The 25,759-nt window shown below is 56.2% G+C and carries 24 protein-coding genes and 1 pseudogene; 4 read left to right on the forward strand and 21 right to left on the reverse strand.

Annotated elements, in window-relative coordinates:
• Positions 1-51 precede the first annotated feature (51 nt).
• The 4 genes from GVK32_RS08140 to GVK32_RS08155 all read right to left on the reverse strand — a co-directional run bounded on the left by GVK32_RS08140 (position 52) and on the right by GVK32_RS08155 (position 5,033).
• Complete coding sequence (locus GVK32_RS08140; RefSeq protein WP_159870096.1) at positions 52-600, reverse strand: helix-turn-helix domain-containing protein; 549 nt, start codon at positions 598-600, stop codon at positions 52-54.
• A gap of 49 nt (positions 601-649) precedes the next feature.
• On the reverse strand, positions 650-1,531 hold the full coding sequence (araC, locus tag GVK32_RS08145; RefSeq protein WP_045855215.1) for an arabinose operon transcriptional regulator AraC: 882 nt from the start codon (positions 1,529-1,531) through the stop codon (positions 650-652).
• 86 nt (positions 1,532-1,617) lie between these two features.
• On the reverse strand, positions 1,618-2,997 hold the full coding sequence (locus tag GVK32_RS08150) for an MFS transporter (protein ID WP_159870099.1): 1,380 nt from the start codon (positions 2,995-2,997) through the stop codon (positions 1,618-1,620).
• Positions 2,994-5,033 (reverse strand): beta-galactosidase, encoded by a 2,040-nt coding sequence (locus tag GVK32_RS08155; protein WP_159870102.1) that lies wholly within the window; start codon positions 5,031-5,033, stop codon positions 2,994-2,996. The genes GVK32_RS08150 and GVK32_RS08155 overlap by 4 nt, the downstream gene beginning before the upstream one ends.
• Positions 5,034-5,244: 211 nt before the next feature.
• Here GVK32_RS08155 and GVK32_RS08160 point away from each other — a divergent pair, with 211 nt between their 5' ends.
• Positions 5,245-6,411: a benzoate/H(+) symporter BenE family transporter gene (locus GVK32_RS08160; RefSeq protein WP_159870105.1), complete on the forward strand. Its 1,167-nt coding sequence runs from the start codon at positions 5,245-5,247 to the stop codon at positions 6,409-6,411.
• Here GVK32_RS08160 and GVK32_RS08165 read toward each other — a convergent pair.
• Positions 6,391-7,257, reverse strand: a complete 867-nt coding sequence (locus GVK32_RS08165) for a helix-turn-helix domain-containing protein (protein WP_159870108.1) — start codon at positions 7,255-7,257, stop codon at positions 6,391-6,393. The two genes, GVK32_RS08160 and GVK32_RS08165, sit on opposite strands and share 21 nt — an antisense overlap.
• 182 nt (positions 7,258-7,439) lie before the next feature.
• Here GVK32_RS08165 and GVK32_RS08170 point away from each other — a divergent pair, with 182 nt between their 5' ends.
• Entirely contained in the window at positions 7,440-8,336 is an 897-nt protein-coding gene (locus GVK32_RS08170) for a DMT family transporter (protein WP_123707772.1), read from the forward strand.
• Between the two features lie 85 nt (positions 8,337-8,421).
• Here the strand turns inward: GVK32_RS08170 and GVK32_RS08175 are convergent.
• The 13 genes and pseudogenes from GVK32_RS08175 to GVK32_RS08235 all read right to left on the reverse strand — a co-directional run bounded on the left by GVK32_RS08175 (position 8,422) and on the right by GVK32_RS08235 (position 21,094).
• Positions 8,422-9,093, reverse strand: a pseudogene (locus GVK32_RS08175) (DUF3313 domain-containing protein).
• A 178-nt stretch (positions 9,094-9,271) separates the two neighbouring features.
• Positions 9,272-9,835, reverse strand: coding sequence for a 6-phospho-3-hexuloisomerase (hxlB, locus tag GVK32_RS08180; RefSeq protein WP_159870111.1), 564 nt, complete (start codon positions 9,833-9,835; stop codon positions 9,272-9,274).
• A 10-nt stretch (positions 9,836-9,845) separates the two neighbouring features.
• The gene (gene hxlA, locus GVK32_RS08185; RefSeq protein ID WP_159870114.1) at positions 9,846-10,478 is read right to left on the reverse strand and encodes a 3-hexulose-6-phosphate synthase; all 633 of its coding nucleotides are present in this window, start codon (positions 10,476-10,478) and stop codon (positions 9,846-9,848) included.
• A gap of 16 nt (positions 10,479-10,494) precedes the next feature.
• Positions 10,495-11,502, reverse strand: a complete 1,008-nt coding sequence (locus GVK32_RS08190; RefSeq protein WP_159870117.1) for a dihydroxyacetone kinase subunit DhaK — start codon at positions 11,500-11,502, stop codon at positions 10,495-10,497.
• A complete protein-coding gene (locus tag GVK32_RS08195; protein ID WP_159870120.1) occupies positions 11,487-12,146 on the reverse strand; it encodes a DAK2 domain-containing protein in 660 nt (219 codons plus the stop codon). Before GVK32_RS08195 ends, GVK32_RS08190 begins: the two co-directional genes overlap by 16 nt.
• Before the next feature lie 23 nt (positions 12,147-12,169).
• Positions 12,170-13,321 (reverse strand): mannitol dehydrogenase, encoded by a 1,152-nt coding sequence (locus GVK32_RS08200; RefSeq protein WP_159870123.1) that lies wholly within the window; start codon positions 13,319-13,321, stop codon positions 12,170-12,172.
• A gap of 11 nt (positions 13,322-13,332) precedes the next feature.
• Complete coding sequence (locus GVK32_RS08205) at positions 13,333-14,148, reverse strand: PTS system mannose/fructose/sorbose family transporter subunit IID (protein ID WP_159870126.1); 816 nt, start codon at positions 14,146-14,148, stop codon at positions 13,333-13,335.
• A gap of 11 nt (positions 14,149-14,159) precedes the next feature.
• Positions 14,160-14,897 (reverse strand): PTS sugar transporter subunit IIC, encoded by a 738-nt coding sequence (locus tag GVK32_RS08210; RefSeq protein ID WP_095097458.1) that lies wholly within the window; start codon positions 14,895-14,897, stop codon positions 14,160-14,162.
• 2 nt (positions 14,898-14,899) lie between these two features.
• Positions 14,900-15,397 (reverse strand): PTS sugar transporter subunit IIB, encoded by a 498-nt coding sequence (locus tag GVK32_RS08215; protein WP_045855482.1) that lies wholly within the window; start codon positions 15,395-15,397, stop codon positions 14,900-14,902.
• Positions 15,390-15,812: a PTS sugar transporter subunit IIA gene (locus GVK32_RS08220; RefSeq protein ID WP_159870129.1), complete on the reverse strand. Its 423-nt coding sequence runs from the start codon at positions 15,810-15,812 to the stop codon at positions 15,390-15,392. Before GVK32_RS08220 ends, GVK32_RS08215 begins: the two co-directional genes overlap by 8 nt.
• A gap of 22 nt (positions 15,813-15,834) precedes the next feature.
• Entirely contained in the window at positions 15,835-16,641 is an 807-nt protein-coding gene (locus GVK32_RS08225) for a sorbitol-6-phosphate dehydrogenase subunit (RefSeq protein ID WP_159870132.1), read from the reverse strand.
• A gap of 112 nt (positions 16,642-16,753) precedes the next feature.
• A complete protein-coding gene (locus tag GVK32_RS08230) occupies positions 16,754-19,360 on the reverse strand; it encodes a sigma 54-interacting transcriptional regulator (protein ID WP_159870135.1) in 2,607 nt (868 codons plus the stop codon).
• A gap of 141 nt (positions 19,361-19,501) precedes the next feature.
• Positions 19,502-21,094 (reverse strand): ABC transporter substrate-binding protein, encoded by a 1,593-nt coding sequence (locus GVK32_RS08235; RefSeq protein ID WP_159870138.1) that lies wholly within the window; start codon positions 21,092-21,094, stop codon positions 19,502-19,504.
• A gap of 112 nt (positions 21,095-21,206) precedes the next feature.
• Between GVK32_RS08235 and pepT the strand changes: the two genes are divergently transcribed.
• A complete protein-coding gene (gene pepT / locus GVK32_RS08240) occupies positions 21,207-22,436 on the forward strand; it encodes a peptidase T (protein ID WP_159870141.1) in 1,230 nt (409 codons plus the stop codon).
• Here the strand turns inward: pepT and tehB are convergent.
• Together tehB and tehA are read right to left on the reverse strand one after the other, a co-directional pair.
• Complete coding sequence (gene tehB, locus GVK32_RS08245; RefSeq protein ID WP_159870144.1) at positions 22,433-23,029, reverse strand: tellurite resistance methyltransferase TehB; 597 nt, start codon at positions 23,027-23,029, stop codon at positions 22,433-22,435. The two genes, pepT and tehB, sit on opposite strands and share 4 nt — an antisense overlap.
• Positions 23,030-23,031: 2 nt before the next feature.
• Positions 23,032-24,030: a dicarboxylate transporter/tellurite-resistance protein TehA gene (gene tehA, locus GVK32_RS08250; RefSeq protein ID WP_159870147.1), complete on the reverse strand. Its 999-nt coding sequence runs from the start codon at positions 24,028-24,030 to the stop codon at positions 23,032-23,034.
• Between the two features lie 111 nt (positions 24,031-24,141).
• On the opposite strand from tehA, the gene ydcK reads away from it, so the two are divergent.
• On the forward strand, positions 24,142-25,128 hold the full coding sequence (gene ydcK, locus GVK32_RS08255) for a YdcK family protein (protein WP_159870150.1): 987 nt from the start codon (positions 24,142-24,144) through the stop codon (positions 25,126-25,128).
• A 1-nt stretch (position 25,129) separates the two neighbouring features.
• On the opposite strand, the gene rimL is transcribed toward ydcK, so the two are convergent.
• Positions 25,130-25,702, reverse strand: a complete 573-nt coding sequence (gene rimL, locus GVK32_RS08260) for a 50S ribosomal protein L7/L12-serine acetyltransferase (protein ID WP_159870153.1) — start codon at positions 25,700-25,702, stop codon at positions 25,130-25,132.
• Positions 25,703-25,759: the final 57 nt, after the last annotated feature.

Genomic DNA, 25,759 nt, shown 5'->3' on the forward strand with positions numbered 1-25,759 from the left:
TTCCTCGTCACGTTGTGGATTGTTTTATCAGTCATCTTGATTGGCCGCCGGCTAACCCCCGGCGGCTTTTTCTTTGGGGTAGTGAATGAGCGAATGAAAATGGGCCGTCTGCGCGCCGACATTGCGATAGGCATGCGCCAGGTCGCCGGCAAAGCGCCGCCCTTCCCCCGCCTGCAGGGTCTGCCACTGTCCCTCAAGGCACAGATCCAGCGCTCCGCTTATTACCACCACGTGCTCGATCACCCCTTTTTCATGCGGCGTTGACTCGCTGAGCGCGCCGGGAGCGAGGGTGATAGAAAAATGGTCAAAACGCAGCTGCGGATCCCACGGAAAAACCGGCGTCACCACCATCGCCTGCTGCTGCGGGTCGAAGGCGGCCGGCGCGTCGGAATCATCGGCGACGATAAACGTCGAGAAGGCCACGTTCAGCCCGGTGGCAATTTTCCACAGCGTCGCCACGGTCGGGCTGGATTCGTTGCGCTCAATCTGCCCGAGCATCGCCTTCGACACCCCGGTCTCCTCCGCCAGGCGCGACAGGCTCCAGCCGCGCTGTTGACGCAGCGTTTTCAGGGTTGCCGCAAGATGTTGCGCAATATTCATTCCACCTCCTGATTTTCTCAGCGGAAATTATACGCGTATTAATATGATTCTACAGGGCGTTTAATTGCGAAAAGCGCCTGCGGTACTCCCGGGGGCCCACGCCAAACTGCTGATTGAACAGGCGGGAAAAATAGAGCGCGTCGTCGTATCCCACCAGCTGAGCGATATGCGCAATCGTCAGCTGCGCGTGCTGTAACAGCAGCGACGCGCGGTTCATACGCTGCTTTTCTCGCCAGGCGAAAATCGTCATTCCCGTCTCCTGGCGGAACAGGTGCGCGAGCCGCGACGGTGAAAGAAACGCCCGCGCGGCCAGCGTGTTGACGGTGATCTTCTCCTCGAGATGCTCATCAAGGTACTGACAGATGGCGATAATACGTGGGTCAAGCGACAGGCAGTTGCTCCCCGGCTGCAGCTTAAAACAGTGGAGTAGAATCTTTTCCAGGCAGTTTACCGCCAGAATCGCGTCCAGCCGGTCTGCCGAAGAGTAAAGGCGGATCACCTCTTTAAAATCGCTCTTCAGGCGCTGAATAAAATCAGCGTCGCTGCTCTGGGTTATGCCGACGTCGTGCCATTGGCGATCCCATTTCAGCCAGTCAATCCAGTACGGGCGCGGCATAAAGTAGATCCACAGGTGCTCCCAGCAATCGCTTTTCGCCTCGCGGCCATAATGATGAGGGCAGCCTGGGGGAAACAGCACGACGTCGTTGGGACGACAGATAAAGGTTTCATTATTACGATGAATTACCCCTGCACCGCGGAGGGTGATATTAATGATGTACCCTTTCATTCCCCGCTCGCGCTGAATAAAGGTATCCAGCCTGTTGCCCGGAAAAATGGGCGTATAGCCGGCAACCAGCCAGGCGTTAAAGGTGAAACTGCGCATTAATGGCGAATAGATAATCAGATCATCATCCATCGTCTCTGTATTCATTGTCGGCAACCACATCGCTCTCTAACCCATGTCGCTTATTCTGCCTGCATTAAAACGGGGCGCAACCGCGAGATTGCGCCCAAAGATTACTCCGCCAGTTTTCCCTGCGAAAGGTCCGCCTCGACCTGCTCGTAGAGCGTATCGAGGCGATAGAAATACATAATCACCATATTGATAAGCGCCAGGCCAAAGGGAAACGCGATGAATAAAAACTCAATCATCGATACCACCTGCGGCGACTGCACGGCATTACCGCCGCTGATAAACCCCGCAGCACCCAGCATCCAGCCGACGCTGGCGCTGCCCAGCCCCATTCCCAGGGTCTGCCCGAGGGTCCCGGCGCTGAAGAGGATGCCTTCAATCCGCAGGCCGGTTTTCCACTCGCCGTAATCGATGGTATCGGCGAGGAAAGCGAACATCGTCGCGCCGATACCGCAGAATCCGACGCTGCGCACGGCAGTGGCGAGGATGATAAACAGCGAGTTGGTTTTATCGAATAGCGGTAACAGATAGGCGATGCTGCACACCGTGAGCCCCAGCAGCGCCAGGTTGCGTTTGCCAAGGCGCTTGATAAGCCAGGGAATCACCAGCAGCGTAATCAGCCCGGGCGTGTATTGTGCGAGGCTGATCCACGACATCAGCGACAGGTCCTGCAGGATATAGCGCGAGTAATAGACGCTAACCGTTGATAGCGCCGTCAGGCTGGTAAAGGTGATCAGCAGATAAAAGAAGATCATTAACCAGTAGCGGTTGCCGATTATCGAGCGCACCACCTCCCGCGTTTGGATATGATGCCGGTTTTCCTTATTCACCGGTTTAATTCGCTCACGGGTCCAGGCGCCGGTCAGCAGCAGGCACAGGGCGGTGAAGAAACCAAATATCGCAAAGACGACGATCCACGCCGTCTGGCTATTGCCAAGAGCCGCCACCATCGGCAGGGTAAAGACGCCGACGGTCAAGGATCCGCAGGTAGAGAGCCCTTTGCGAAAGACGCTCAGGACGCCGCGCTGCCAGGTATCGCGGGTGATTAGCGCCAGCAGCGAACCGTAGGCGATATTGTTGGCGGTGAAAAAGATATTCGCCAGCAGGTAGGTCACGCACACGTAGATGATCTTACCGCTGTCGCCAATGTCGGGCACGGTGGCCATCAGGAATGCCGACAGGCCGAAAGGCACCGCCGTCCAAAGCACCCACGGTCGCGCCTTGCCCAGCCGGGTTTCCGTTTTATCGATACGGATCCCGACAAATACGCAGATTACGCCATCCACTACCCGGGCAAAGAACATTAAAGAGCCTATCAGGGCCGCAGAAATTCCGACGACATCGGTATAAAACCATGCCAGAAACGTCACCATCATCGTATAGGTGAGGTTTGTGCCGTAATCCCCTAAACCAAACGCCAGGCGCTCGCGAAAGCCGATCCGATTGTCAGCGGAGGGCTCCCGCTCAATGGATAAAGTACTCATGGTTGGTTCTCCAGCAGAATAATTTGCACATCCCAATCGCCTAAATGGATCTCATCCCCGGCATGGATATTTTCGCCGCTAAATAAGTTGCGTCCGGCGGGCGGACTGAATTTAACGCGCTGCGGCTCTGCGCTGTAGTTAAAGTAATAAATCAGCTGCTGGTTATTCTCAGCAAAGCCGTGGCGCATAATTACCGGGAAGGTTATATGCTCATCAGCTATTCCAGCGAGCGCGGTCTCAGCCAGCGCGTGACGGAATATTTCAGCTAACACCTCGGCAGATAAATGACAGCCGATATAGGTTGCGCTCCCCTGTTCAAAACGATTAAAGGTTACCGCCGCATATTTATTCCAGTAAGGATGATCGTAGCGGGCTAATACCGTCGCGCCCGGCTCCGGCTCCAGCAGCTCTATCCAGTCATGTACCCTGGTATCAAGGCCCGATAACGACAGGCGGCTCGATGTCAGCCCGGTGCGCTGTGGCTCAACAAAAAGCTGATAGCGGGCGCCGACGGCCGAAGAGATAATCCCCGGCTGCGCGCAGGTGCGCACCTGCATATTTTCATCAGCGAATGCGGATTTAAATGAGAAAATGGCATGGCCGCCCTGGCTAATATAGTCGTTAATCTGCCGGAGCTTTTCATCGCTCACCGTATAAAGCAGCGGGAAGATCAGCATCTCGTATTGAAATATTCGCGGATCGTCGACCGCCAGAATATCCACTGCAATATTCATTCGGTACAGCGTGTCATAGTACAGACGGAAAATGTCATTGTACTGATGCTGCGCATCGCGGGAGAACTGATGCCCGCGCCACGGATGCCAGTCGATTGCCGTCAGGCATTCATTACTCACCACCAGGGCGATGCGGCTTTTGCGCGAATAGGCCATCACCTGCGGCGCGAAATCGCGCAGTTCGGCCCCGGTCTGGCACACTTCCTGATACACCGGGTTGGGCTGCAGATCGTGGCTTAAAATCCCCTTCCAGTAGGTTTCGTATGAGTTATGCAGCGAATGCCAGTGCCAATAGCCAATCAGCCCGGCACCGCTGGCGACGTGGCTCCAGGCCTGCAGCCGCAGCTGTCCCGGGAACGGCGTCCACTCCTTGAAGGCCTGGGCCTGAGTCTCCAGAACCAGATAGCGGCGATCTTTGGTCACCCGCGCAATATCGCCGGCAAAGGCGATTTCCGCCCCCGTTAAGCTAAACTGGCTGGGGTGATAAACATCTACCCCGGTAATATCGACAACCGCGGAGGTTTTAAAATGGTCGACCTCCGCACGGATCCCGTACGACCAGTTGCGCCAGTCAAAATCAAAGTTGTGGGTGATAAACTGGCGGTCGCTTTTATACTCCCGCACCAGCTCTGCCTGCCAGCCGAGAAAGCGGGTGACCAGCGAACGTTGAAAGGCGCTGAACGCGCTGCCGAGGCTGGCGTTAATCGTCCCGGTCAGCGACGGGAAATCCTCCCAGGCGTCAATGCGGTTGCTCCAGTAATCCAGGCCGAAGACGCGGTTCATTTCAGCCAGATTATTATTAAAGCGTTTTTTCAGATGCTTGATAAATTCAATCTGCACGTTTTCAGAACAGCTGTCGTAATATTTGGTTTCGTTATCGATCTGAAAACCGATCGTCGCCGGGTGAGCGGCCGTTACTTTTAATAGCTGGCGAATAATCCGTTCGGCATACCATAAATAGGCGGGATGGGTAATATCCATTTTTTGCCGGTGGCCGTAGCTATTTTTCCCCTGAGGCGTTGTCGCCATCACCTCCGGGTGTTTTTTCGCCAGCCATGCGGGAATGGCGTAGGTCGGAGTACCGATAATCACCGCAATATTATTTTCATGCATGGCGTCGAGAACTGTGGTGACCGAACTGAAATCAAACTCCCCTTCCTGCGACTCAAAGGTACTCCAGGTACTTTCCGCAATCCGCACGTAATTAATACCCGCCGCTTTCATCAGGGCAATATCTTCCTGTAAGCGCTCCTCAGCTAAATATTCACGATAATACGCTACGCCGTACCAAAACTTTTCCATTTTTCGCTCCTCTTTGTTACCGGAAACATATCGCACAATCTTGAGAAGCGGATGAAATTAGCTGCTGGCAACATAGAGCAATCTGCTATCGCCGCCGGGAGTCGATAGCGATCACATTTCTGCAATGGCAGGCGGAGTCGATCGCTACGCTTGTGCGTTATAGCGCACAGTGATACATTTTATCGGATGTTATAACGCACAAGAGGTTTTCATGCGCTCGTTCTCCCTACCGCTGCCGACGCTGCTCGCCGGCTTTATCGCTGTGCTGGTCGGCTACGCCAGCTCTGCGGCCATTATCTGGCAGGCCGCCGCCGCCGCGGGGGCCGATGCCGGACAAATCGCCGGCTGGATGACGGCGCTGGGTTTGGGTATGGGGGCCAGCACCCTCGCGCTGACCCTGTGGCGTAAGGTGCCGATCCTCACCGCGTGGTCCACCCCCGGCGCGGCGCTGCTGGTCAGCGGGCTGCAGGGCGTGACGCTGGAGCAGGCGGTCGGGGTGTTTGTTTTCGCCAACGCCCTCATCGTGCTCTGCGGGGTGACCGGCCTGTTTGCTCGCCTGATGAAAATCGTGCCCCACTCGCTGGCGGCGGCGATGCTGGCCGGGATTTTGCTGCGTTTTGGCCTGCAGGCTTTCTCCAGCCTGCAGGGTAATCTGCTGCTCTGCGGCGGCATGCTCGGCGCCTGGCTTATCTGCAAGGCGCTGCTCCCGCGCTTCGCGGTCGTGGCCGCCCTGCTGGTGGGGGGCGCCATCGCCTGGGCCAGCGGCGAGGTGAGCGGTGAACACCTCAGCCTCTCTTTCGTTGCGCCGGCCTTTATCGCGCCGCAGTTTACCCCCTCTCTGCTGCTCAGCGTCGGGCTGCCGTTTTTCCTCGTCACCATGGCGTCGCAAAACGCCCCCGGCTTCGCCACGCTGCAGGCCTCCGGCTATCCGGTGCCGGTGTCACCGCTTATCGTGGCGACCGGCGGCCTGGCGCTGCTGCTGTCGCCGTTTGGCGTTTACTCCATCTGTATTGCCGCGATCACCGCTGCGATCTGTCAAAGTCCGGACGCCCATCCCGACCCTCAGCGCCGCTGGCTTGCGGCGGCAGCGGCCGGCGGTTTTTATCTGCTGGCGGGGGTTTTTGGCGGTTCGATTACCGCGCTGATGTCGGCCCTGCCGGTTGCGTGGATCCAGATGCTCGCCGGGCTGGCGCTGCTGGGTACCCTCGGCGGGAGCCTGTTTCAGGCGCTGAATCATGAGAGCGAGCGCGATGCGGCGGTGGTGGCCTTTCTGGTCACCGCCAGCGGAGTGACGCTGGCGGGCATTGGTTCCGCCTTCTGGGGCCTGCTGCTGGGCGGAGTGAGCTTCGCTCTGCTGTCAGCGCTGCGCCGCGCGTAGCTGCGACGGCGTCAGGCCGGTGGCGCCTTTAACGCGGTTGCTGAAATGGCTGGCGGAGCTAAAGCCGCAGGCCAGGGCGATATCGGTCAGCGAACGAGCGCTGTGGCAGATAAGCTCCTGCGCGCGGAGCATGCGCCGCTGCATGACGTACTGATGCGGCGCCATTTTCATCGACTGGCGGAACATGCGCGCAAAGTGATATTCGCTGAGCGCCGTTTGCTGAGCCAGGTCGGCCAGCGTCAGCGGCTGGTCAAGATTCTCTTCGATCCACGCCAAAAGCGTGCGCAGAACGTGCGGCGCCAGGCCGCCGGTCACCGTTGGCAGGCGCCACTGGACGTTCGAATAGTGCTGGATAAGGTGGGTCAGCAGCAGCGTGCTGGCGGAGCTTAAGGTCAACTGGTTGGCCTGCTGCTGCCAGTCGTAGTCGAGGAGAAACTGACGATAGACCGCGGTGATTTTATCATCCTGGGAAAAGGTCTGTTCCTGCAGGCTAAACGAGGCCGGGCTGCGGTCCCAGATCTGCTCCCCGACGCGTCGCAGATGCGCATCGGTGCAGTAAAGGTGGACAAAAGAGAGGTCGCCGCGGATATCCCAGGTACTCTCCGCCCCCTTTGGCATCAGGCAGAAGCGATCCGGCCCGCCGCCGTTTTTCCAGCCCTGCGGCGTTTTCTGATAGCTTTCGTAACCGTCGGCAACGTACAGGCTCAGCGTGTGGTGGTCGCTACGTACCGTCACCGTATCGAGGTTGTTGTACCACGCCGCCAGCTGAATGCCGGAGTTCAGCTCCACCGTTTCCCGCAGCACGGCTTTTTGTCGACGTAATGTTTCGAAAGTCCCGTAAGCCATAGCCTTCACAAGTCAGATTCCGCAAACCCGTAGTCTATGAAGAGTCGACGGTGGATACCAGACCTCCCGCCCTCTTAAAGCAAAATAAGCGCAAGATTTTGCAAGTCCGTAACAAGATGGTGACAGCGGCGCGCGCGACAGGCCGTCACACTGCCCGGGCGTGTTCTTACGGGAGAGATATTTTGAACGCATTACTCTATGGGCTGGTCGTGGTTATCTGGGGCACCACGTGGATTGCCATTTTTCTACAGCAGGGGCCGGTTGCCGCGCCGGTATCGATTTTTTGGCGCTTTGCCGTTGCCAGCCTCACTATGCTGGCGATCCTGCTGGCTACCCGCCGCCTGCGCCCGCTGGCGTGGCGCGATCATCTGTTCTGCGTCCTGCAGGGCTGCTGCGTGTTCTGCTTTAATTTCTGGTGCTTTTATACCGCAGCGGCGCATATCAACACCGGGCTGGAATCGGTGATTTTTTCTATGGCGGTACTGTTTAACGCCGTCAACGGCTTTATTTTCTTCCGCCAGCAGCCGCCGGGTCGTTTCTGGCTCGCCGCCGCGCTGGGCCTCGCCGGGATCGTGACGCTGTTCTGGGACGATCTGCTGCAAAACGGCCTGAACGCCTCTCTGCTGTGGGGCATTGGCCTTAGCGCGCTGGGAACCTACGGCTTTTCGCTGGGGAATATGCTCAGCATCCGCCACCAGCGTCGGGGTCTGGAAACGCTGACCACCAACAGCTGGGCGATGCTCTACGGAACTCTGGTGATGGGCGCCATTGCCCTGATACGCGGCGATGATTTTTCTCCCCAGTGGACGCTGAGCTACATGGGCGCGCTGCTCTATCTGGCCCTCTTCGGTTCCGTTATCGCCTTCGGCGCCTACTTCACGCTGGTCGGGCGAATCGGCGCCAGCAAGGCGGCCTACAGCACCCTGCTGTTCCCGCTGGTTGCGCTGACCATCTCGACCTTTTATGAAGGCTACGTCTGGCACGGCAATGCCATCGCCGGACTGGCGTTGATTCTGGTGGGTAATCTGGTGATGTTCGCCCGGCCGGAGCAGTTTTTCCTGCGCCGCAGGCTGGCGTAAACGGCGGTCGCTATCCGTGCTTCCCGGCGGCTCAATAGCACCGGGAAGACGATCGTTCGCGCCGTCGGTGGACGGCGCGGCGGGCTTATCTTTGCGTCGGGTCGAATTTCACCGCGTCGATAGCCATATCGTCGATAACCTGCTTCAGGGTATCAATGGTCATCGGCGTATTTTCGTTGGCCAGGTCTTTCCCCTCACCTTTACGCACCACTTTGATCACCGGCTTGTTGGTGGCGGCATCAATCAGCTCGCCTTCAAAGTAGAGGCTGGTATCCATCGTACTACGGTGCCCGATTGCCATTTCGGTCCCCGCAACCACCATCGCCACCGGCACCACTTCATAGAACTGTAGCCCCTCTTTTCTGGAGTCCACGCCGGCGATCGCGCCGCGGAAGATCAGGCTGCGCGGGCCTGCGGTGGTCGCCAGCGGTTTACGCTCGGCAATCGCCTGCTTCATCTGCTTATTGGTATAGTTAAGGATATCGCTCAGCGCCTTAGCCCCAACCTGGGTAGAGCGTTTCGGGATCGGGTAATAGGTGATTGGGTTGTAGACCACGTTATCATAGTTTTTCGGCTTGTAATCCGGGGAGATCCAGCGCAGTTCCGGCTTACCGGACGCCGAGGTGGTCTCTTTTAATTGGGAATAATCTTTTAAAAATCCTGAATACCGATCGGGTTAGGCAATTTTAGCCGCACAGCCGGTTAAGGCTAGCAGACCAGCAAGAGCGGCAGCTTTAAATATAAAATGAGTACGCATAATGAATCCCTGTAAATGCAGTTGTCGGCAAGGTTTATAGCAAAATAGCAGAATAAGCGTTGTGACAAAAAGGGGGAAATGCCAGAGGTTGAGAAAATAAATCCGCCACGGTGGGCGGATTTATTTCCGCTTGAGAAGAATACTATTCACGACCGCAGCCGCGCACCGGCCGACGGATTTATTCCAGATTCGCGTGACGGCTAAACATCTGCGCATCGCTTTGCGCCGTTTTATCTTTGAGATAAATAATTACACTGTCATATATAAGCCAGCTTAATTGTTCAAAAGAGGATCCTGTGGGTTGAATGGTCGCCGCCTTTGACGATGATTCCGCACTTTTGGCCGTAATGCCGGGAATACGGATCGCCACATCCGCCAGCCGGCCTATCGTGTGGTCCGGATAAATGGTTAGCGTCGCAATCCGTGCGCCCTGCCCGCTGGCTTTCTGCGCCATCGTCACCAGGCTGCCGGTTTCTCCCGACCCCGACCCGACAATCAGTAAATCATCTTGCTGAATGGACGGGGTGGTCGGTTCACCGACAAACCAGACGCTAAAACCAAGATGCATTAATCGGTTAGAAAAAGCCCGCGCGGCAAATCCGGAACGCCCGGCGCCGGCGACAAAGATACGTTTGGCCGTGAGGATCATCTCACCAAGGCGCGTCACCGTATCGCCGTCCACCTGGCGGGCGTCGTCGGCCAGTTCTGAGATAATAGCGAGCAGGTTATCGCAGCTTTTCATCATCATCTCCTTAGGCGTTAACCATCGCCGCTTTAATCAGGCGGGCTTCTTCCAGCGGATCCTCGGCGCGGGTAATGGCCGAGCCGACAATCACCACGTCCGGTTTTAGCGCCACATAGTCCGCAATCGTCCGGCTGTTGATGCCGCCGGCGACGGAGATGCGCGAATACCTGGCGTGCCGTTTGATAACCCGCAGGTCTTCAAGCGGCTCTCTTCCCGCCGCCTGCTGATCGGCGCCGGTATGGACAGCAAGATGTCGGACGCCAGCGTCCTCCAGCTCGCGAATACGCGTTGGCAGATCGTCAACGCAAATCATATCAACCACCACATCGCGGCCGGCCTCTTCCGCCGCCCTCAGGCAGGCCTTCACCGTGAGAATATCGGTGACGCCGAGCGTTGTTACGTAATTTGCCCCCGCATCAAAAGCCAGCTTACTTTCGAAGTAGCCGCCATCCATAATTTTCTCGTCGGACAGCAGCTCCTTCTCGGGAAAGCGTTGGTGAAAGCGCTTAACCGCCGCCATGCCCTCGGCAATAACAAACGGCGTACCGATTTCAATGATATCCACGTACTCACGGAGTTTTTCCGCCAGCGCCAGCGCCTCAGCAAGAGGTAATTCATCCAAAGCTAATTGCAGTTTCATCGTATCGTCCTTTTGATTATAAAGATGCCAGGCCCACGGCCGCAGCCGGAGCGTCAAGGTAGGTTTTGAGGGAGTCATCGAGCAGTAAAAGCGTCAGGCACAAGCCGTTCATTTCCAGCGAGGTGACATAGTTGCCAACGTAGCTGCGCCACAGACGATGGCCGCGCAGAGTAAGTAGATGGCCGATACGGCCCGCCATCAGATACTGTTCCATCAACGGCGTGGCGCCAAGGCCGGAGACCATGACGGCGAACTCTCTTTGCTCCTCCGCCAGGGAAAAATCATCCAGCAACGCCTCCACCATCACGGCGGCAATCTCTTCTGCTTTGGCTAAGGGGGAAACGTGGCTCCCGGCTTCGCCGTGGTGGCCGATACCAAACTCATAGGTGCCGTCGGCGATGGCAAAGTTAGGCTTACCCACGGCCGGAATTGCGCATGGAGCCAGCCCGACGCAGATGCTACGCGTGTTGTTCGCCGCCAGGCTGGCGGCAGCGACGGTCTCTTCCAGCGAGCCGCCCGCCGCCGCCACCGCGCCGGCCGCCTTCCACATAAAGATGCCGCCGGCGATACCGTGCCGCTGCTCCGCCCGCTCCGGCGGCGCGGAGGCAATATCATCCCGCGCTTTGACGATGGCGATGCTGTGGCCCAGCGCCTCGGCCTGCTTCAGCGCCATCTGTACGTTCATCGAGTCGCCGGCATAGTTGCCAAACAGGCAGGCCACGCCACGGCCGCGATCGGCAATACGCATCGCATCAAGGAAGGCGTTGGCCACCGGAGATGAGAAGACTTCGCCAACGGCAACGGCATCCAGCATGCCGGCGCCGAGGTAGCCCAAAAATGCCGGTTCATGCCCGCTGCCGCCGCCGCTAACCAGCCCCACGCGAGGGGCCGTATCGGCAGAATGGCGACGGTGCACAACCCGGTGATTTTCGGCGCTCAGCTGCACCTCGCTGCCGTGCGCCAGCAGAAAGCCCGCCAGCATGTCGTCCACAACGTCATCAGGGTCATCTATAAATCGTTGCATCCGTTTACCCCTTTATTGATTAATACCATCGCTGCGTCGGCAAAAGCGCTCAGCAGCAGCATCGATGAACCGGCTCCCGCATCGGGGCAGCCCCGGCTGCGTTCTCCCAGACGGCTGGCGCGGCCGACCCGGGAAACCAGGCCGCTCGTCGCGGCGAAGCTGTCCCTGGCCGTTTGCCGCATTGACTCAAGAGCGCGTATCTCGCCTTCCCCACGAGCAAGTCGCGAGCTAAGCGCATCGGTGGCGGGGATCAGCACGTCGAGCAGCGTTTTATCTCCGGGTCCTGCCGGGGTGAGTTCACGCAGATCGGCCAGCGCGCCAGTGAACATCTGCCCAAGCACGGCGGCGTCAATCACCTCCTCTGCACCGCCGCGACTGAGCCCGGCAAACCAGCAGCCATACAGAGGCCCCATTGAGCCGCCAATGTCGTTTAACAGCGTCTCGCCGATAATCTGAAAAGCCTCGGTCATGGTCATTGCCGGCGTTAGCGCCTGTCCGGCCAGGGTGAACCCCTTATTCATATTTATGCCGTGGTCGCCATCGCCCGCGGCACCGTCTATTTCACTCAGCCAGGTTTTATTTTTCTGAATAACGGCAATCATATTTTTGGCAATAGCAAGCCCGTCTTTGTTGGTAAAAGACATAAACACCTCAAAAAATCAGAATGTCAGTGCGGCATTAGCGCTGCATATTGAAATAAAAGCGCATCATGCAGCCGCGTATTTTGTCGAATGCCGGTAAAGTGCGTTATTGCCTGACTCGCATTATGTTCAGCGATATATTTTTGCAAAATAACGCTTTGTTCATCTTGCGGATCGAAATAGTGCATCGCGGCCGCAAGGCCCTTAACTAAATAATCTGCGGGGAGCCCCGCGGCCTCACACTGCACGCAGGGGGCGGTCAGGCGATCCTCCGGCGACAGCTTGCGGATCGGCGAACGGCATACCCGGCGAACGGTATCCGTGATGCCGGGAGTGCTAAACCGCTTGATAACAAAGCGGATATATTCCTCCAGTTCGACAAGCGGAAAAGCATACTTCAGGTGCAGCAATCGCGCCGTTTCGCGCATGCTCTGCTGTATCTCGTCCCGCAGCCCGTCATTGCTGAAGATTTCCTGCATCGTCTGATAGCCTTTGAGGTGTCCGATATATCCGGCCCACGCGTGCCCGCCGTTAATAATATACAGCTTACGCTCGAGGTATTTACGCAGGTCATGGGTGTAGATAGCGTCATTAATGGGCCGCGAGTCCTCATCAGCGAGGCCGTGTTTATCAATAACCAGCTCATAATCGACGCCAATATCAACGACGTCGAGCCCTTCCCGCCGGCTGGTTAGGACCATGCGGTCTACCGCGGTATTGGGAAAAGCGGCCAGCTCATCAATTTCTGCTATCTCGCTACCGGCGCAGCGCTGAATTTCGCCACGCAGGATCTCGCCGTTAAGCAGCGCGTTCTCGCAGGCCAGCACGTTAACGCGCGGGCGGCCGGCGCGTCCCCTGGCAATCAGTCCCGCCAGGAGCAGCGGAGCGATTTTCGGCAGATTATCCGCCCACACCGCGGTCGTAATCAGGTCCGCATCAACCATGGCCTGAATAACTTCCTGGCGCTCAGTTTCCGGAGATAACGCGCGTACGGTAGGAATAAATTTTTTTTGGTATCCTTTCTCGATAATGTACAAACTGTAGCCATGGTGTGCGTTTATTTGCGCGTTAAGCTCGACGTTACGCTCAACGAACGTAATATCATAGCCAGACTCAGCCAGCAGATCGCCAATAAACCCGCGTCCAATGCTGCCGGCGCCAAAATGTAAGGCTCGCATATTACCTCCTGTCAGAATATGCCGAATAGAGCGCCAAAAATAGAGACGGCGATAATCAGGACCATAATAATCGTAAAGTTTTGATTGCGTTTAAGCAGCCACCAGTAAATACCGAATACGGCCAGCAGCGGTAAAATACCGGGGACAATGTTGTCAATAACCTGCTGCAAAATAAACGGCTTATTTTGGTCGCCAAAGCTAAACTGCAGCGGCGTGCTTAATTTCACATAAGTCGATGAGAGTGCGCCCATCATAAACAGCCCGAGGGTGCTGGCGCCGTTTATCAGAGTGCGAATATGCCCCGACTGCAGTATTTCGCGAATTGACGCCTGGCCCGCCCGGTAGCCGTAGGCGGCGAGATTACGTCCGACGATGATCTGGATCAGCGGCAGCATCAGTAAGAAAAATGCGCCAAGAATACTGCCGTTGGTTGACAGGGTGACGGCAAGGCCAAAAATAATTGGCTTTAAGGTTGCCCAGTCAATTGAATCCCCTATTCCCGCCATCGGCCCCATCAGCCCGGTTTTAATACCGGTAATAGTGTCATCATCAATATCGGCCCCCCTGGCCTTCTGCTCCTCCATCGCGATCACAATACCGTTGATCGGCGCGCCGTATACGGCTTCAGTATTGTAGAACACCAGGTGACGTTTAATCGCCTGCTTCAGGTCTTCCTTTTCCGGATACAGTTTTTGTAAAATCGGCAAAATTGCGGTGACGAATCCCAGGGCCTGCAGGCGTTCGTATGAGATGCCCATTTCGGCAACGATATAGTAATAAAGCCAGCTGTTCTTAACGTCTTTTTCAGTGATTTTTTTGGAGTCCATAGCGTTAATCCTCAGGCACCTTTTTGGTTTTGATAATAGGAGATAAGCAGAACGGCGCTGAGACCAAAAATAGCGGCACCAAATACCGGAATACCGCTAAACTGCACCAGAAAGTAACCAATAAAAAACCATGGCAGGAGCGCAGCTTTACCAATCACAAAAATGGTCAGGGCGAACCCCAGCGCGGGCAGCAGCCCACCGGCGACGCTGAATCCGTGAATCAACCATTCCGGAACGCTATTCAGGAAAGCGGTAATACTGTCTTTCCCATACATGTTGGCCAAAAAGGGGACCGGGAAACGAATAAAGAAACCGAGCACCGTCGGCCAAACGATAGCGCACATTTTGATCTGTCTGACGTTTCCCTCTTCGGCATACCTGTCGGCCATATGCACAAATACCGCATTCACCGTTTTGCGGAACTGGTCTAAAAAGACCCCCATGACCCCGACCGGGACGGCGATAGCGATCGCCAGCGTTGGCGATAGCCCCGTATTCAGCGCCAGCGGTATAGCCACCAGTCCCGCCAGGCAGTCATCCGCGGGGAGATTTGAGCCCGCGGCCACCAGGCCGATGTAGAGAATTTGAATCGCGGCGCCGATAATAACCGCCTGGGTGACATCCCCCATAATCAGGCCGATAAGTACCGAGGCGAACAGCGGCTGGCGGATCGCGTGGGTGATGGCGTAGCCCACGTCCGTTTTACAAATCCAGTACCAGATACCGGTAAAAATTGCGACTTCAACCATGATTAACCCTCCAGACGGGCAATGGCTTTATCCAGGCTTAATTTGACTTCTTCCGGAGTCACCTGGAAATAAACCTCTGCTCCACCTTGCCGTATATATTTCAGGTCTTGTAAATCCTGCTCATCGATCGAAATACCGCTGACGACGCTGCGCCGGTTCACGCCACCGCCAAGTCCGCCAATCTGCACGGAGCTAAATAGCACCTCGCGCTCAACCAGTTTCTTAACGTTGCCAATCGATTTAAAAAGCAACAGCACATTATTTTTGCCATTACTAAAATAACCATCGTGAAGCCTCGAAAGGAAACTCTCTTCTGACAGCACGTGAACATCAACGCCCGGAGGCGCCGCCATCACATAAATATCCGCCAGAAAGCTATCCTGCGAGAGCTTATTATCAACAATAACAATTTCAGTTGCTGCGATGATGTTACGCCATTTTGTAATGACCTGACCGTGGATCAGTCGAAAATCGACCCGGACCAGTTTTATATTATTCATATTCATTACCATTAGTTATAGAGGTGATGTTCTTGATACTGCCGTTTCCTGCTTCAATAATTCGTAAAACCAGCTCTGACAAAGTCACTTCTTCACGCTGCATTTCCGCTTCAATTAGCATCGGTAAATTCATGCCACAAATAACCGGGTAACCTCTGAGCTTGGCAAAAATAGCCGCCACGTTAGATGGCGTACCGGCATAAATATCAGTGAAGATAATAATATTTTCCGGGGCAGCGGAAAGTAATGCTGAAATATCATCCATGAGCTGCTCCGGCGCCATTCCCGGCTCAAGGGAAAAGCAGTAAACATTGTCCATTTTGCCTAAAATCATTTCACAGCTTTTGACTAACTCGCGGCCAAAGCCGCCGTGAGAAATCACCAGAATCCAGGGTGCTGCCATCTTTTGATCCATAAAGAAATCCTGATAGAGATAATTAACCGCGGGATTTCCCTCCGGTGATATTAATCGTCGTTCCGGTGATATAGCTGGCCCTGTCCGACAGTAACCAGCTCACCAGATCGGCGATCTCTTCCAGACGACCGGGTCGTCCGAGGGGAATTTTGTGACCGTAGTCTTCGTCTATGCTGGCGAACGCCATGCCGCGGGTATAGGCCAGCGCTTTACGGTGCACAGCGTTCCCCATCGGCGTGGGTTCATTGATGCCCGGGGCGACGCCAACGACCCGAATACCAAACGCCCCAAGCTCTTTTGCCCACGAGAGCGTAAAGCCGTGCAACGCGGCTTTGGTTGCGGCATAGCAGCTTTGTCCTTTTGACCCCTCAATGCCTGCTTCTGAGACGATATTAACGATCGCCCCGGACTTCTGGCCGATCATGATCCGCGCCGCTTCCTGGGTAAAAATAAAAGGGCCTTTTTGATTAATGCTGACCATAAAGTCAAAATCATCATCGCTTAATTCATACTCAGGCTGGCTGCCGTAATAATCGACGAGCAGGCGCGCCCGATTAACCGCGGCATTATTCACCAGCCCGTCAAGACGCCCGTAGCGGGCAACGACATCGGCGATAAGCCGGCACACGGATGGGCGGTCGGTAATATCGCACTGACGGTAATCAACGCCGCCGATCGCGCTCCCCGCCGCCGGCTGCTGAATATCCGCCACCACCACCTGAGCGCCGTTGCCGGCAAGCCCTTTGGCTATCCATTCGCCAATTCCTGAACAGCCGCCGGTAACAATAACCACTTTGGGACCAAGCGCGATCCACTGTGTTGATGCCATTTGCATTATCTCCAGTTGAGAGTCAGTGCAATGACTAATACAATTAACGTGCCAGATTTATTTAAATAATATTATCAACAAGTTAACAGTAGTGTTTAAGGTTAATTTTTCGTTAAACACTATTCAGCCCCGTTTTCAACACTTCCTCTTCGGGCAGCGCGATCCACGGCTCCATCAGTTCATAAATCATCAACGCTTCGGTGGTTGTCAGCGAAATACGATATTTATTAATCAGCGTGCGGAATGCATCCGGAACCAGGGCCATAAAGCGCTGCTGGCGTTCGTTAAGTTCAAACGCATCGCGGTGGGTCAGGCCGTCATGGGTCAGCAGGCGTTCAATTAACGCCGCCAGATGCATAAAAAGATTGATCCGCAGATAGCTTTCAAAATGAATGCTGTAGCTCAGCTCGAAATACTTAACAACCTGCTCTACTTCCTCAATGATAATATTCGGGTTGAGAAAAGTAAGATGGCTCACTACCCCTTCGAGGGTAAAAAGAATGACGATTTCATCAATCATCTTTTGCAGCTCATCCGCGGTGAGCAAATCTGAAAAGTAGTTCTTCCAGAGCAGTTCCGGCTTATCATTTATCAGCTGTCGGGTATTAACCTGCGGGATATAGCCGGCATTAAGCTCGGTGGTGGTGATCAGTAAACGCGTGCCGTACAGGGCGCTATCGGCTTTCGAGAGTTTCCATTTCAGATCGTCATACTCCATGGTCACAATTTCCAGCGTGTCATCAGCAATATAGCGGCGGGTAATTTCCTGCAGCTGGCGCGATACGCCCTCGCCGGAAATACAGGAGATAATAATCTTATTGCCCTGCAGCAGCCCGGAATAGTAGCGAGCCTCCACCTCCCATGCGCCTTTAATACTATCGACAACGGCCTTCATCGACAGCTGATGCTGAATTTTCCCCGCAATATCCAGCGCCATTGAGGTGCTGACGTTGTTCATCACCAGCAGGTCGCCCTGGATGTGCAGCTTTATTTCGCTATAAATATCCTGCAGCGATCCCATATCGACCAGAATAATCATGCCGCGCTGCTCTTCCAGCTGATTAATCCAGGTGGTGAGATGGGAAATAATGCCCCGGGTATTCACCGACAAAGGCATATCAAACGCCTTAAGGTAGAACCCGCCTAACAGACGGTTGGCGGTACCGGCAATACTTGAGGCCGTCGCGCGCCCGTGCGCGACAACGATGCCCTGAATCAGCGGCGCGGACTCGATCTGATGATAAAAAATAGCGCTGAGCAGCGGCTTCATTAGGGCGAGCTGCATACGGGGAAACTGTTTGGCAAACAGGGTAATACACTCATCCGCCAGCAACCGGGCCCGTTGAGGAACATATCCGGTCACGCCGGTGAGCCGCCCGACGCTGTCGGGATCGACCTCCCTGCTCAGGCACCACTGCAGGCTATGAAAGACCGCTTTCTCTGCCATTGCCGGAACGGAAATACCGGTTAGCTCGCTAAACTCCTGCAGCGTATCCCGCACCAGTTGCCAGACGATCCCGTGGTACAGATTACCTCCGGGCAGGCTCGCATGCTCCTCCAGCTTATTGACGAACAGCGGCACGTTGGCGGCGCGGCAAAAATTATCCAGCAGCTGTTCATCGCGGGTGATGTAAGAGGCAGCCAGAAGATCTACGGGTAGCGTCCCGTCATCTCCCTCGCTAAACGTGACCGTATCGTGCTCGCCGCGAACGCCGGAGGCACTGCGGATAGTTATCTCCTCTGCCCCGCGCTGCGCCCATGCCGAAGCGCAAAGCACTTTAATGCGATTCTTTAGCTCACCGATATTACCTTTTGCCGGGGTGGCGAGCAGTTGACGGATCAGCGCACCGTCAACATGAACCCGCTGCTTAAAACGTCGGGCTTCCCGGGCAAAAAAATGTGAGATAAGCGCCAGTCGTTCCATATAGGGGCGCGCGTTCCAGCCGGGTAGCTCAACGGTAACGGGAATACGTCGCAGGAAGGTGGTCAGCAGTACGTTTTCACTATTTTCAGTCGTCGCAAATAAAAAGCGAACCTTCGCATGATGGGGCTGGCGGTTATCCCCCAAGCGATAAAAGTAGCCTTTATCCATAAATAAAAAGAGCTTTTCCTGGTTCTCCGCCGACAGCCGATGTATTTCATCGAGAAAAAGAAAACCGCCGTCGGCCTCATCGAGCAGGCCGGATTTGTTCTTTTCCGCACCGGTAAAAGCACCTTTGATATAACCAAACAGGGTCCCGGACAAGAGTTCCGGGTTATTAGCGTAATCGGCACAGTTTAGTTCTATTAATTTTACCTGCGATGAGATAATCCCTGCCGTTCCCGCGTGCTGATGCAGCAACTGCGCCAGGTAACTTTTGCCGACGCCGCTTTCCCCGGTAATCAATACCGGCAGGCCGCCGTCGGGATAGCTGACCGCGGCGAGGCACAGCTCAACAACCTGTTTCAGGCTACCGTTGGCGCCTATCAGCGACTGGAATACGCCGGGGCTCCGCGGCTCATCATCGGTCACGGAAGGTATGCGGTCCGTTAGCCAGAAGCGAACGGGCCGCGTGGTCTCTTTGCGCAAATAACCCTCATCGCAAAGCTGATTGAGATAAAGACTAATAACGCTGCGGCTCGCGGACGTAAAGGACTCACAATCACGCGTGGTAAATCCTGATACGCCATCGCGATAAAAGGTATTAAGTTTACGATAAAGGTTTTCTTTGGCTGACATCGTTTCCCCCGCAGTTCCCGGCATTCCAGATGGGCACCATGTTGCTTTAAACGGGCTTTAGCAAGGAGTCAGCGGTACGAAATCAATCCATCTCACAGTTTCAATAAAAAGCGCCCGACCTGTTTCCAGGCCGGGCGGGGTTTATTTTATATCAACCTGATAAAAAATATGCTTGCCAAAAGGGTCAATCTCGTAGCCGGAAACATCTTTACGCACCGGTTCAAAAATAGTCGAGTGGGCAATCATGACCGCCGGCATTTGATCGTGCATCATCTGCTGGGCCTGTTTGTAAAGCGCCTCGCGCTGGGGACGATCGCTTATCGCTTTCGCCTCGCTGATCAGCTTATCGAACGGCGGATAGCACCACTTCGCCGAGTTGGAGCCGCCGTTGGCCGACTGGCAGGTAAACAGCGGGCCGAAGAAGTTATCCGGGTCGCCGGTCGCGGTCGTCCAGCCCATCAGGGCCGCCTGATGCTCGCCGTCTTTGACGCGCTTGAGGTATTCACCCCACTCATAGGTCGTGATTTTGGTCTGTACGCCAATTTTCGCCCAGTCCGCCTGGATCATCTCCGCCATGCGCTTAGCGTTGGGGTTATACGGGCGCTGGACCGGCATCGCCCACAGGTCGATGGTCAGGCCGTTGGCCATCCCCGCTTCCTGCAGCAGCGCCTTCGCCTTCTGCGGGTCATAGTCATAATCTTTCAGCTCGGCGTCCGCGCTCCAGACGCCCGGCGGCAGCAGATTTTTCGCCGCCGTCCCGGTGCCGTGGAATACGGCTTCAATAATTGCCGGTTTATTAATCGCCAGCGCCAGAGCCTGGCGCACTTTGACATTATCCAGCGGCGGCTTTTGGGTATTGAACGCCAGGAATCCGGTATTCAGACCCGCCTTACTGAGCAAATTAATATTTTTATTTTCCTTCATCCTCGGCAAATCCGCCGGGTTAGGGAACGGCATAACCTGGCACTCGTTCTTTTCCAGTTTGGCATAACGCACCGACGCGTCCGGGGTGATGCTAAATATCAGGCGATCGAGCTTCGCCTTGCCCTGCCAATATTCCGGGAAGGCGGTATAAAGAATGCGCGAATCTTTTTGGTACTGGGCGAGCTTAAACGGCCCGGTGCCGATCGGATCGTTGTCGACGCGCTCCGGAGTTCCCGCTTTGAGCATCGCATCCGCATACTCTGCCGACAGAATCGAGGCGAAATACCAGCCGAGATCGGCCACAAACGGCGCTTCCGGATGGGCTAAGGTAAAGCGCACCGTATATTCATCAGGCTTATCAATTGCGGTGATCAGCTGACCAAATTCGAGGCTTTCGAAATTGGAATAATTGCCGTTGGAGACGTTGTGGTAAGGATGCTGCGGATCCTTTTGCCGCATAAAGGAGAAAATAACGTCATCGGCATTAAAATCCCGCGTGGGGGTAAAGTACTTGTTGCTTTGAAACTTCACGCCCTTGCGCAAATGGAAGGTGTAGGTTTTACCATCCTCGCTGACCTCCCAGCTTTCGGCGAGGCTCGGCTGCAGCTCGGTGGTGCCGACCTTAAAGTCCACCAGCCGGTTATAGACCGGGACCGCGCTGGCATCGACGCTGGTGCCGGAGGTGTAGAGTTGAGGATTGAAGTTCTCCGGCGATCCTTCGGAGCAGTAAACCAGGGTTTTGCCCGCGACGGTGGAACTGACCGTCAGAGCGGCGAATGCCAGGGCAAGCGTTGTGAGTTTGCGTTGCATCGGGTTTCCTTTTTAATTTGCCAGCTAATGAATAGCTTGTTGTTTTCTTATCCATACATAACACTAAAGCCTGATTGCAAACACCTGAAAAAATAATAAATAAGGAACGTCTATGTCATCTCCACTCGCCGAACGGCTCACCCAGCGCTTCTTCCGCTACCTCGCGATTAGCAGCCAAAGCGACCCTCGCGCCACCACGCTGCCAACCACCCCAGGGCAACACGAGATGGCCCGCGAGCTGGCGCAGGAGCTGCGTCAGCTGGGACTGGACGATATCGAAATTGACGAGCATGCGACCGTCACCGCGGTGAAGAGAGGCAACGTGCCCGGGGCGCCGCGGATCGGCTTTATCACCCATATCGATACCGTCGACGTCGGGCTATCGCCGGACATCCACCCGCAGATCCTGCGCTTTAACGGTGAAGACCTGTGCCTGAATGCGCAAAAAGAGATCTGGCTGCGGGTTGCCGAACACCCGGAGATCCTCGCCTATCCCGGAGAGGAGATTATTTTCAGCGACGGCACCAGCGTGCTGGGGGCCGATAATAAGTCGGCGGTGACGGTGGTGATGACGGTGCTGGAAAGCCTGACCCCGGAGCATCGCCACGGCGATATCGTGGTGGCGTTTGTCCCGGATGAGGAAGTCGGCCTGCGCGGCGCGAAGGCGCTTGACCTGAGCCGTTTCGCCGTCGATTTCGCGTGGACCATCGACTGCTGCGAGCTGGGGGAGATTGTCTATGAGAACTTCAACGCCGCGGCGGCGGAAATCCGCTTTACCGGCGTCACCGCGCATCCGATGTCGGCGAAGGGCGTGCTGGTCAACCCCCTGCTGATGGCCACCGAGTACATCAGCCACTTCGATCGCCAGCAGACCCCCGAACACACCTCCGGACGCGAAGGCTACGTGTGGTTTAACGGCATTCAGGGGGACCAGAGCAGCACCCTGCTGCAGGCCAGCATTCGCGATTTCGACCTCGACGGTTTTAACCGCCGCAAGCAGCAGATTGGCGAGGTAGCGGCCAAAATCGCCGCACGCCACCCAACGGCAAAAGTTGACTATCAGGTGAGCGATACCTACAGCAATATCAGCAACGCGCTGGGCGAGGACCGCCGGGCCATCGACCTGTTGTTTACCGCGATGGAGAGCCTGGGGATTACGCCCAAGCCGACGCCAATGCGTGGCGGCACCGACGGCGCGGCGCTGTCGGCAAAAGGCCTGCTGACGCCGAACTTCTTTACCGGCGCGCATAACTTCCACTCAAAGTTCGAGTTTCTGCCGCTGCGCGCCTTTGAGGCCTCTTACCACACCGCGTTCGCGCTCTGCCTGCTGGCGGCGCGCTAGGCCGGTTTATGCGCCAGCATGGTGGCGAAGCGCAGCTTGATACGATTACCGTTGGCGTCGGTGCGGTGCAGCTCACCAACCTCTTCGTTGTACTTGAGGAACGTCCAGCCGGCGTAGTAGCTACGCAGCTCTTCCGGCTTAAAGGCAAACGGGAAGCCAACGGTGCATGGATAATCTTCGGTATCCATCGCCGCCACGATCAGGTTATAGCCGCCCGGTTTGGTGCAGCGCTGCATGTTGGCGATTAGGCCGGGGATAGTTTTCGCTTCGAGAAACATCATCACCACGGTGGAAAGAATAAAATCGTACTCTCCGTCAAAGCTCAGCGTATTGAGGTCCTTGATTGCCGACTGCAGGTTATCAATCCCCTCCTGCGCGCGAATCGACTCCAGATTATCGATGCTCGCCGGATTTTTATCCCAGGCGGTGACCTCAAAACCGTTGGCCGCCAGATAGAGGCTGTTGCGCCCGTTTCCGCAGCCGAGATCGAGGGTTTTGCCCGGCTGCATCAGCGTCGCGGCGTGGACCACTTCGGAGTGGGTGCGGGTCATACCATATTTTTCAGTAAAGTAGTTTTCGTCACGGATAGTCATGCTTAATCCTTATTTTTGAACAGAGTGGCGCGCTCGACGCGGATCAGCAGCTTACCGCGCACCAGCAGCAGGAAAGTGCGAATCAACAGCAGCCCGATAATCAGATTGGTAAAGACGAACAGCGGGATAGCCAAAAAATGGAAAAAACCGTTTGGCTGGCTATGCCCAAGATGCAGCCCGGTCGTCGCCAGCGCCGAGATCCCGAACGAGAAGCTCCAGAAAGAGGCGTTGAACGGCTGCTGCAGATACCACGGCATCAGCCGCAGCATAAACAGCAGCTGCAGCAGGCCGTAGCCGAACAGCAGCTTAGCGAAGGTGTCCGCCTCCCCGCCGTTGACGCTCAGCCAGGCGCTGCAGGCCACCAGCGCGGGCGCCAGCTGAATGCCCAGCGAGGTGCGCAGCGCGGCAGGCAGCTCGCCGTCGCTGCGCAGCCGCTGCAGAATAACCGGCTCCAGGCTCAGCCAGGAGAAAATCCCGGCGCCAAGGAACACCAGACCGGCATCGTTAAAGCCCAGTGCGCCGCAGGCCATGGCGCTGATAAAGTTATTGGCTACCGTCGGCAGATAGAGACCCGGCGTCGTCGCGTCGCTGGGGTGATTGCCGCGCCACAGCCCGGCGCTTTGCCAGGCCGAATAGGCGAGCTGCAGCGCCACGCCGATGATAAACAGGCCCAGCGAGAGCGGGCGGCACCACGGCACGAAGCCGATGGAGACCAGCATGGTGGTTGCCGGAAACAGGCTGACGAAGCTGCTGGCGACCGGATGACGCATCTCCTGGCGGACGCTCCACGGAAAGCGGATCGCGCGGGTGATAAACGCGACGGCCAGCAGCGCCCATATTGTGGCCGCCAGCACCACTAAGCCATCGCCAACGCTGCGGCTTACCGGCCAAATGGTGCTGGCATAGCGCCAGGCAAAGCCCATTCCGATAATGCCCAGCACCATCCCAAAATAGCCCGCGGGTAGATTCAGCACCCGCTGCCCCGACTGTTGTTTATTCATTTTATTTATTTTTTCAATTTATCTTTAAGATGCATTTTAAAAGAACCTTCAAAAACGCGCTACGGAGATTTTTGCTATGTTTATGTTAACCAAAAGTAAAGGGAGCCGCAGATGAACAAATATTGCCTGGGCGCGCAGGTTCGCCAGTTTCACTATCAGGAGGATGGGGTTAAACATAGCGTAAATCTGCGGCAAATTGTGGCCTTACGTGATTTCGCCGACGTGAAAGCGGGTAGCGAAGGCGGCTGGCTGGACGACGAGGCCGCCCTGAGCCAGGAGGGGGAGTGCTGGATTGACGATGCCAACAGCGCCGTTTTCGCCGGGGCGCGGGTTGAAGGCAACGCGCGGCTCAGCGGCACCTGCACCGTCAGCCATTACGCTATTATCGGCGGCAACGCCCGGCTGGAGCGCGCCGACGTCAGCCACCACGCCCATATTAGTGACAACGTCACCGTTACCGATTCGCAGGTGCGCGGCCGCTGCCGGCTGGCCGACGAGGCGCGGATCCTCCCCCGCTGCCTGATTATCGCCGCGCAGGGTCTTACCGACGACGGGGACAAAATCCTGCAAATTTACCAGCGGGCTACGGTCAGCGCCTCGCGGATCGTCCATCAGGCGCAAATTTACGGCGACGCCTTTGTCGAACGGGCCTTCATTGAGCATCGGGCGGAGATTTTTGACCACGCCCGGCTGGAGGGCAACGAGATCAACGACGTCTGGGTTTGCGATAATGCGCGGGTGTATGACCACGCCCGACTGATCGCCGGGCGCGAAGAGGATGCCATTCCGACCCTGCGCTACAGCTCTCAGGTCGCGGAAAATGCCGTGGTTGAGGGCAACTGCCTGCTTAAACATCGGGTGATGGTCGGCGGTCACGCCCGGCTCTGCGGCGGCCCCATCCTGCTGGATGACGAGGTGCTGATTCAGGGCCACGCCCGCATCAGCGGCGACCTGGTGATCGAACATCAGGTGGAAATTACCGATAACGCGCTGATTGAAGCCCTTAACGGGGAGGCAATTCACCTACGCGGCCGCAAGCTTATCAACGGCGACGAGCATATTACCCGCACGCCGCTGGCCGGCTTTTTGTCACCGTGAATCACTCCTCGCCGGCACAATAGTCGATAATCCGCCCGTAGATATTCTGGTCGTCATAGGCGCCGTTGAGATACTCCGCCTGCTGCAGGCAGCCCTCGAGGGTAAAGCCATTGCGCAGCGCCACCTGGTTACTTTTGTGGTTGGCGACCCGGCACTTAATCACGAAGCGGCGAACGATACCGCTGCGCGCGTAGTGGTCGATAAAGGCCTGCAGCGCCTGCGAGAGCAGCCCCTGCCCCTGGTGGCTTTCGTCAATCCAGTAGCCGATATAGGCCGTCTTGTTGATCGGTTCAATCTGGTTAAACGACAGGACGCCGATCATCTCATCCTCCAGGAACAGCAGGAACATTTTGGCGTAGCCGCGCTGATGGAGCATGACGTTGCCCTGCACGTGGCGTCGGGTTTCATCTTCGCCGCTCACCGCCGCCGGCCAGCTCAGGGAGTTCTGCAGCCAACGCTGGTTTTTTTCCACCAGCCGATGCAGGACGGTGACGTAGCGTTCATCAACGGCGCGTAGCACCAGCCCGTCGTTAACGACGATCTCTTCCGCTCCGGGGGTATTTTCTGTGGTCATAGCACTCTCTCACTGCGCGCAGGCCGACCCGGGCGCATTCGTCCAGGTCGGCCTGCC

The sequence above is a fragment of the Klebsiella sp. 18074 genome (genome assembly GCF_902705905.1).
Classification (GTDB): domain Bacteria; phylum Pseudomonadota; class Gammaproteobacteria; order Enterobacterales; family Enterobacteriaceae; genus Klebsiella; species Klebsiella terrigena.